Genomic DNA, 8,368 nt, shown 5'->3' with positions numbered 1-8,368 from the left:
GGGGAGTTGGGGAGAAAACAGAAAATTTCCAATCCACAATTCAATATCCTCTACCATTAAAGGGACGAATTCAATTACATAATTCTGCTTTGGCTTTAGCCACTTTAGAAATATTACAACAACAAGGCTGGCAAATTTCTGAACAGGCGATTATTAATGGGATAGGAAACACCAAATGGCCAGGAAGAATGCAATGGTTCACCTGGAAACATAATAATCAAAATTATCAACTATTAATTGATGGCGCACATAACCCAGCATCAGCAGAAGTTTTAAGAAATTATGTAGATAATTTAAATAGCAAAAATATCACCCAAAACATAAACTGGGTCATGGTAATGTTAGCGACTAAAAATCATGCTGACCTTTTTCAAGCATTACTAAAAACGGGAGATAAATTATATTTAGTACCAGTCCCCGATAATAATTCCGCCAATCTTGATTATTTAAGAAAATTAGCCCATGAAACTTGCCCAGATTTAGGTTTTTGCAGCATCTATCCAGATGTATTCTCCGCTTTAGATGCTGCTTTTACCTCTTCAGACAATCAAGATAACCTAGTAGTTTTATGCGGTTCTCTCTATCTCATCGGCTATTTTCTAGGTAATTGACAATTATCAATTATCAATTATCAATTATCAATTATCCATTACCTATTGTCCCACTGTTGTGCTGCATCTTCTACAGCTTTATCTACAGTTTTCTGTCCTAACATTGCAGCTTGCAGATTTTCATAAATTGCCTTTTGCAAAAGTTTAAAATCTTTAATTTTCGGAGTTAAAACCTCTGCTGTTTGCATTTGTTGGGCGCTGATCATACGTCCCTTTTCTACAGTGGAAGCATCAGCCGGAACTTCCTTAAAATAACTGTCAGATAATGCTTTAACCGTTGAAGGTAAAACATTTGCAGCTTTAGCAAAAGCTAATTGATTTTCATCATTAGTCACGAACAAGGCAAATTTAACTGCTGCATCAGGGTGTTTGCTGGCACGGGGAATAACAATATTCATCACCGCCACATTTTTCTTACCTGTATCACCGGTAATTTGAGGTGCGATCGCAGAAGCTTGAGCAATTTTGGGTGCATTATTAGATATTGTCTTCAGAAACTCAGGCCCAGAAGCTAAAAACGCCGTTTCTCCAGATTGGTATAAATCAATTGCATGACGGTGGCCTTGTGTCAATGATTCTTTAGGTAGTAATCCTTGCTTATACAAATCTACCCAATACTGAAAAGCTGCTTTTCCTTGTGGTGTGTTAAAACCTGCTTTACCTTCACTATTTACTAAAGTGACACCCATTTGTACAAATGATTCCAACACCTCACCAGAATCTTGGGGTACAAAAGTGGCAAAAAAGGCGTATTTACCAGTTTTATCTTTAATTTGTTGCGCCGCTTGCGCTAATTCTGCATAAGTCGCAGGTGGTTTTGTGATACCAGCTTGTTTTAACAAATCAGTGTTATAAATAGTTAACCTTGTGGTGAGATACCAGGGAATACCAAAACTCTTGCCATTGAGGGTACTAGCTTGCCAAATATTAGGCAAATAAGAAGAACGAGCTTCACTTGGGACTTTCGCATCTAAATCTAACCAAGCATTTCGTCCAGCCAATTGGGACGCAAAATCTGGGTTAAGGTTAACAACATCTGGTGGCGTTTTTGCGGAGACAGCTGTTAAAATCTTGTTCTCCATTGCTGCCCAAGGCACATCCACCCACTTGACTTTGATACTGGGGTTTTGGGATTCAAAAGTCGTAATTAGACTTTGGAAGTAGTTAGTAAATTGAGGTTGGAGTTGCATAGTCCAAAACTCAATACTTGCAGCTTCTGAAGCAACTGGGTTTGAACTTGTGCCAACATTACCTGTGCTGCAACTTACTACCCAACTAGTAAGTAAACCCAGCATAGCCCAAATAATTAAGTGTTGGAATTTTCGTAATCTAATCATCGTGGTAATATTTTTACGATTAAAAGGGGTGAAAAACTTATGCAGAAATGTCGAGATTATAGGATATATAGATTACTTAGTAAGTTTAGGTGACAGGGAAGAAGATGGGGAGTAGGGGAGCATGGGAGATGGGGAGTCATCAAGTCAAAAGTCAAAAGTCAAAAGTCAAAAGTAATAAATCTTGCCTTCTGACTTCTGCCTTCTGCCTCCTGCCTCCTGCCTTCTGCCTTCTGCCTTCTGCCTTCTGCCTTCTGAACTCCTTATTTTTAAAATTTTCCATTTAGCAATCTAGCAGGTAAAACTGTGGTAAACGTCTTAAGTAATTTCAATCTTGGTAATCTCAGTAATCTCCTTGGGAAATCTAATAAAGGCGTTGGCATTGAGCTTGCACCAGAAAGAATGAACATAGTTCAGCTACGTAAGCAACGCCAAGGCATAAAGCTGGAATCTTTGACAACCATACCAGTTCCAGAGGGGATAATTGTTGATGGTCAAATCAACGATCCTCCCAGGATGGCGGAAATCATCCAACAGGGAATGGCTGAAAGTAAAATTAAAGCTTCCCGTGTTGCCACTTGTATTCCTGGACGGGATGCGATCGTGCGTGTCATTCCTGTTCCAGCAGAGTTGGATAATAAAGAGTTGCGGGAGATGGTGCTTAACCATGAAGCCGCATTATATCTACCTTATCCCAGAGAAGAAGCTGATGTAGATTATCAGAAATTAGGGTACTTTGTAGATGAGGATGGCATTGAAAAAGTTCAAGTGCTTTTAGTTGCCACTCGTAAGGAAATAACAGACACCTATATTAATACTTTTGCTGAAGCAGGATTAAAAGTTGATGTTTTAGAAATTAACAGTTTTGCGCTGATTAGAACTATTAGAGATCAGTTGAGACTATTCGGACCTCAAGAAGCAGCAGTATTAGTTGATATTGAGTTTGACAGTACAGAAATTGCCATTATTATCAATGGAGTACCACAATTTTCCCGGACAGTGCCAATAGGTACATATCAATTGCAAGCTGCTTTATCCAGAGCTATGAACTTACCTATATCACGAGATATGGATATGTTGATGGGTATGACTATTCCCACAAGTTCTATGGATGTGGTCAGAAGTGGCACTACTGGTATTAATCCTGGAATGGCTCCTATGTTAAAAATACTAGGAGAATTGTCAGATGAACTGCGCCGTTCTATAGACTTTTACATCAATCAGAGTGACGGTTTAGAAGTAGCGCAGATTCTACTTGCTGGGACAGGAGGAGGACTGCAACAGCTAGATGAATTCTTCACTCAAAGATTAGGTTTTCCTACTACGCAAATAGATCCAATTCGGGATTTATCTTTGCAAGTAGAAACTGAAAAATATCCCCCCGTGCAACGTCCTGGCTTGGGGATAATACTTGGTTTAGGAATGCGGGAGGCATAACGAAATGTATAGTCTGGATATTAACTTTCTTAAAGACCGAGCGCCTACAGAAATTAGTGAGGCTAAACCTGTCAAACAACCAATTAGCCTGGGAGAGTTAACACCAGTGTTTATAGGATTGGGTGTAGGTTTATTTTTTCCTGCTTTGACTTTTGGAGGGTTGTGGTTTTTAAACGCCCAAAATGATGGTTTGAGCAAAAAAATAGCCCAACTAGAGCAGGAAGGTAAGGATTTAGACGGTAAAATAGCTGACATTAAGAAAATAAAGGATGAAACAGCAGGTGTAAAAGACCAAACACAAGCTTTGGTGACAGTGTTTGATCAGATCCGTCCTTGGTCAGCGATGTTACAAGATTTGCGCGATCGCATTCCTGCAAATGTGCAAGTTGAAAATATCAGGCAAATTCCACCTGTGATTCAAGCCCCAAATGCCACAGGACCAAAACCTAGTAATCCTGCGGGTTTATTAGAAATTAGCGGCTACGCACGCTCTTTTAGTGATGTCAATGACTTTCTACTGAGTATGGGACAATCTAAGTTATTAAATGCCGCAGAAAGCGGAATTAGTACCGCAGAGTTAATTGATGCACCTCCGATCACTGGTGCTGTTCCACCTGAAGATAAGTCTGGAGTTAAACTCAAACCACCTCAAGTGGTTAAGTACACCATTAAAGCTAGTCTGAGTAGTGTGCCAGCATCCGAATTAATTCGAGAATTAGAACAAAAAGGTACAGTTGGATTAGTAAAAAGGATTCGTAGCCTTCAAGAAACAGGAGCGATCGCCAAATGACACTGAGTGATGATTTAAATTTTTCTCAACAAAACACCAACTTTGATGATGTCGCATCATCCTATCCAGTGGCTTTTGGTATTACTTTTACACCAAAAATTATTGGGATAGTAGTTGGCATGATAGGAGTTGCGGCCACTGGTTACATGATCATGAATATGGTCATGCCAGCTTGGGATAACTTTCAACAGTTGCAAACAAAAAGCACCGATTTGCAGGGGCAAGTTGACCAAAAGAGACTCCAAGCCAAACAAGCTGACAAGGTAAAAACAGAGTTAGCTGATGCCAAGAAGCAACAAGTCCAAGTTTTAGCTTTGTTTGCTAACGAAAAAAGTTTGGATACCTTGTTGATGGATACCAGTCGCTTGGTAGATTCTAGCAATGCTCAAGTCATTGCCAGTAATGCCGTCAGAGCCAAACTCAAACGGTTTGTACCAGCAGCAGATAAAGCAGAAATTATTACTGATAACAGTTTGGGAGAAAAAGTTAACAATAAGCTCAAACGCAGACTCATTAAAGTGGAAATAGAAGGCAATTTTGAACAAACTCAGTCAATCATGCGTAATATTGAGCGTTTACAGCCTTTATTACTCGTTCAAAACTATGACTCCAAATTAGTACCACCAGAGGTAGAGAAAACAGAAGAGAAAAAGAAAGAAGTACGGACTGGAATAGGTAAATTGTCAACTTCTTTTGACCTAGTGGCATTAATGCCATTAACAGCCGAAGAAACAGCAGAACTGGCAGCAAAAGCCGCTCCCCCAGCCCAGTAGTCACCATCAAAATTCCTGAGTGCTGATTGATAACTTAAATATAAATTCAATGCACTCTTGATTAACAACTAAACATTGACATACTCCCCGCCCTAAAAGTTTGGAGATTCTTTCTTTCAAACAATAGTTGCAGTTTCATACCGTCTGACACTATCTCGCCCAACAGACAATACCCTGCCTGTTTGCACTCTTGTATCAGCAAGCCGTCTCCGGACGGGGAACTTTAAACCCATTTTTTCGGTAAGAATTCAGAAGTCAGGAATCAGGATTCAGAATATTTGATCAATCGCTAGATGATCAATGAGTGATTTTTGGCATAACTGTTAAAAAGCTGAATGCTGAACGCTGATAGTTGAATGCTTACACTAAACATACAGACTGTTTTTTATTTAATGTGAGGAATGAACTGTGAAACAAGTTCATAGTAATGTTTTAATCTCAAGTGCAACTGCTTGTTTACTCTTAGCAGCCCAGCCCGCTTCGGCACAGACTACTCAAATCACAGAAGTACAACTAAGTCCTGCTGAGGGAGGAATTAGTGTAATTTTAAAGACTTCTTCGGGTGAGAAACCCCAAGTGTTTACCACAAAACGGGGTAACGCCCTAGTCGCAGATATTATTAATACTCAACTGCGTCTACCACAAGGTAACAATTTCCGTCAAGACAACCCTGCTCCTGGCATAGCATCTGTAGAAGTCAATCAATTAAATCCTAACAGTGTGCGTGTGACAGTAACTGGCAGTGACAGCGCACCGAATAGCAAGCCCGTCATGCGTCAAGACAACAGTTTGACTCTGGGCTTTACTTCCAGCACAGATACCACAGCATCGACAACACCAACCACAACACAAAATACAGATACCACCACAGCCGCAGCCACAACCCCTGCTGCAACTCCAGCCGAACCGGGTAAAAAGCCAGAAGTGTTAGTTCCTAACCCAGAAGTAACAATTGATGGTAAACCTGCACAACCAGCAGGTCCAAATCAACCTTACAATTTAGCTCCTCCCTTCTTACCCAGAGCAGTTGCACCCCCAGTCGGCGATATCACAGTATCTAACATTGATACCTCTCCTACCAGTATTGATTTAGGAACTCAGGAAAGAGTCCCACGTTTGGTATTAAGAGATGCACCAGTCAGAGAAGTGCTGTCACTTCTAGCTCGTGCTGCTGGTATGAACGTAGCTTATATAGGTAGCGAAGGAGCAACGCCAGCCCCTGGAGGCCAACCAGGTGTTACCACCAGCCAGACTATTTCTCTAGATATTGAAAATGAACCAGTGCAAGATGTATTTAACTACGTTTTGCGCTTGAGTGGTTTAGAAGCTAACCGCAGTGGGAGGACGATTTTTGTTGGGGCTAAATTGCCTAATTCCACCCGTGATAATGTGATGCGGAGTTTGCGACTGAATCAGGTAACGGTAGGCGTGGCTTTAAACTTCTTGGTGGCTTTGGGTGCTGAAAGTGCCGTCAGTCGTGAAAGATTAGTTACTAGCGTGAATGCTGTACCTGTAGGTGGTGCTGCTAACGCCGCCATTACTCAAACTCAGACCACTACAGAAACAAAAGTGGAGACGCAACGAATTGACTATCGGGATTCAGTACCCTTACTCAGAGGGTTGCAAGCATCTGGAGACGAACGGACAAATTCTGTTACCTTAGTTGGTACTCCTAAAATGGTTGAGATGGCCATATCTCAATTAACTCAGCTTGATGTCCGTCGTCGTCAGGTGGTGGTTAACGTCAAAATTATTGATGTCAACCTTTTAGGTATTCAAGACTATAACTCTAGTTTTGCCTTTGGTATTGGTAATAACTACTTCTCTAGTGATGGTGGTGCAGCTACTTTTAACTTTGGAGGTTCAAGACCACCTACTAGTAGTGAAGTAGCAAACAGTATCACTGATACACCTGTAATTACAAATCCAATTACAGGACAGCCTTTCTTAAGTCCTACTGATACTACAGACTTGTCCTCAGTCACGGCAGGTACTACAATAGTTAACAACTCTTCATCACCGTACATTACTAGTATAAATGGTAATACTGTGATAATTCCTCCTGGACAGGTTCAGACATTTGCAGGGACAGCTGGTACATCAACCGTACCTACGCCTCTTTCCCCTGCAACTTCAAATCCCTTGCAGCCAGGTTTTACAGAAATTACCCCGCCCACAAATATTATTACAAGCGTTACAAACGGTACTACTCCTGGTTCTCAAATAGTAACAACCGCACAAGGTACAGCTGGCACTGCAACAGCAGCTTTACCTTCTTTGTACAAATTCCCCAGACGATTCCTTGCAAGTTTACAAGCTCAGGTACAAAGTGGTAATGCCAAGATTTTGACTGACCCAACCCTAATTGTGCAAGAAGGACAGGAGGCTACAGTCAAGTTAACCTCAGAAGTGTATGGAGGTATTAGAGTTACAGACACACTGAGAGAACCGATCATCAAGGAAGCGGGTTTAACTCTAGGAGTTAAAGTAGAAAGAATTGATGACAATGGTTTTGTATCCTTGTCTGTTGCACCCACTGTATCTGCATTTGCTGGTACTTCACCAACTCCTGATGGCAATATTGCCCTATTAGCTGCCAGAAGTCTTGCATCTGGTCAACTACGCTTGCGAGATGGTCAAACACTCATTCTCTCAGGTATTATCCAAGACCAAGACAGAACAACTGTTTCCAAGCTACCTATTTTGGGTGATATTCCTCTGCTGGGTTCCTTATTTAGAAAAACAAACAGAACTAATGAACGTAGAGAGGTAATTGTATTACTCACACCGCAGGTAATGGATGACTCAGAGCGTTCTGCTTATGGTTATAACTACAATCCTAGTCCACAGGTGCGGCAAATCCTTGAGCGCCGTGGCTTGAAGGTTCCCAATAATCGGTAGATTGTTTGGGGAGATGGGGTGGTAGGGAGAGAGTTTATTGCATTTTGTTCAAAAGTCACAAAGTGCAAATTATAGGAGCAACAGCTTACAAAGATGGGTAATGGTGGGATTAAAAGTCATAGAGATTTAGAAGTTTATAAAATGGCTTTTGATGCCTCTATGACTATTTTTGAGGCTTCAAAAAAATTTCCTGTTGAAGAGAAGTATTCTCTGACAGATCAAATTCGTCGTTCATCTGGCTCTGTTTGTGCTAATTTGGCGGAAGCTTGGCGTAAGCGACGTTATCAAGCTGCGTTTATATCCAAACTTAGCGATTCAGAAGCAGAAGCGGCAGAGACGCAAACCTGGATAGAATTTGCAGTTAAATGTCACTATCTGGATATTGAGACAGGACGAAAACTGTATCACACCTACAACCAAATTCTCGGTAAACTAGTCAATCTGATCAACAACTCCTCCTCCTGGGTGATTAAACCTCACAAAAACTAGTCTTCTATCACCCCACCACCCCAACTCCCCAAC

Annotated in this window: 7 protein-coding genes; 6 read left to right on the top strand and 1 reads right to left on the bottom strand. The window is 41.1% G+C overall.

The features are described 5' to 3' along the window. On the top strand, positions 1-611 hold a 611-nt coding region (locus A0J48_RS25175), incomplete at its 5' end, for a glutamate ligase domain-containing protein (RefSeq protein ID WP_325079115.1). A 38-nt stretch (positions 612-649) separates the two neighbouring features. Here A0J48_RS25175 and A0J48_RS25170 read toward each other — a convergent pair. Further along, on the bottom strand, positions 650-1,948 hold the full coding sequence (locus tag A0J48_RS25170) for an ABC transporter substrate-binding protein (protein ID WP_200327314.1): 1,299 nt from the start codon (positions 1,946-1,948) through the stop codon (positions 650-652). 303 nt (positions 1,949-2,251) lie between these two features. Here A0J48_RS25170 and pilM point away from each other — a divergent pair, with 303 nt between their 5' ends. The 5 genes from pilM (at position 2,252) to A0J48_RS25145 (ending at position 8,335) form a co-directional block, all read left to right on the top strand. Further along, positions 2,252-3,382: a type IV pilus assembly protein PilM gene (gene pilM / locus A0J48_RS25165; protein ID WP_200327313.1), complete on the top strand. Its 1,131-nt coding sequence runs from the start codon at positions 2,252-2,254 to the stop codon at positions 3,380-3,382. Positions 3,383-3,386: 4 nt separating this feature from the next. Then, a complete protein-coding gene (locus A0J48_RS25160) occupies positions 3,387-4,172 on the top strand; it encodes a PilN domain-containing protein (protein WP_200327312.1) in 786 nt (261 codons plus the stop codon). Next, a complete protein-coding gene (locus tag A0J48_RS25155) occupies positions 4,169-4,945 on the top strand; it encodes a GspMb/PilO family protein (RefSeq protein ID WP_200327311.1) in 777 nt (258 codons plus the stop codon). Before A0J48_RS25160 ends, A0J48_RS25155 begins: the two co-directional genes overlap by 4 nt. A 408-nt stretch (positions 4,946-5,353) precedes the next feature. Beyond that, positions 5,354-7,846, top strand: coding sequence for an AMIN domain-containing protein (locus A0J48_RS25150; RefSeq protein ID WP_200327310.1), 2,493 nt, complete (start codon positions 5,354-5,356; stop codon positions 7,844-7,846). A 93-nt stretch (positions 7,847-7,939) separates the two neighbouring features. Further along, the gene (locus tag A0J48_RS25145) at positions 7,940-8,335 is read left to right on the top strand and encodes a four helix bundle protein (RefSeq protein WP_200327309.1); all 396 of its coding nucleotides are present in this window, start codon (positions 7,940-7,942) and stop codon (positions 8,333-8,335) included. Positions 8,336-8,368: the final 33 nt, after the last annotated feature.

It is taken from the genome of Sphaerospermopsis aphanizomenoides BCCUSP55 (assembly GCF_001586785.1).
Taxonomy (GTDB): Bacteria; Cyanobacteriota; Cyanobacteriia; order Cyanobacteriales; family Nostocaceae; genus Sphaerospermopsis_A; species Sphaerospermopsis_A aphanizomenoides_A.
Note: the sequence above shows the minus strand (reverse complement) of the source record. Positions and strands in the feature narration are given on the sequence as shown.

What these genes read in the sequence shown, in the direction of transcription:
- A0J48_RS25170 (WP_200327314.1), bottom strand. Translation starts at nt 1,948, where the DNA reads ATGATTAGATTACGAAAATTCCAACACTTAATTATTTGGGCTATGCTG.
- A0J48_RS25155 (WP_200327311.1), top strand. Translation starts at nt 4,169, where the DNA reads ATGACACTGAGTGATGATTTAAATTTTTCTCAACAAAACACCAACTTT.
- A0J48_RS25160 (WP_200327312.1), top strand. Translation starts at nt 3,387, where the DNA reads ATGTATAGTCTGGATATTAACTTTCTTAAAGACCGAGCGCCTACAGAA.
- A0J48_RS25145 (WP_200327309.1), top strand. Translation starts at nt 7,940, where the DNA reads ATGGGTAATGGTGGGATTAAAAGTCATAGAGATTTAGAAGTTTATAAA.